Source organism: Shewanella sp. AS16, assembly GCF_021412365.1.
Lineage (GTDB): Bacteria > Pseudomonadota > Gammaproteobacteria > Enterobacterales > Shewanellaceae > Shewanella > Shewanella salipaludis.
Genome location: NZ_JAKCLK010000505.1, coordinates 1 through 232 on the forward strand (window position 1 = coordinate 1; position 232 = coordinate 232).

The 232-nt window shown below is 50.4% G+C and carries 1 rRNA gene; it reads left to right on the forward strand.

Annotated elements, in window-relative coordinates:
• A 16S ribosomal RNA gene (locus LZP73_RS21285) occupies positions 1–85 on the forward strand; the annotation flags it as partial.
• Positions 86–232: the final 147 nt, after the last annotated feature.

Genomic DNA, 232 nt, shown 5'->3' on the forward strand with positions numbered 1-232 from the left:
AGCGCTCACCACTTTGTGGTTCATGACTGGGGTGAAGTCGTAACAAGGTAGCCCTAGGGGAACCTGGGGCTGGATCACCTCCTTACCTATACGACTAACTCGATGCTTTTGAGTGTTCACACAGATTTGCTTGATAGAAGAAAGAGTAACGATGGGCCTGGTTAAGCGGGTTTATCAAAGATGGGTCTGTAGCTCAGCTGGTTAGAGCGCACCCCTGATAAGGGTGAGGTCG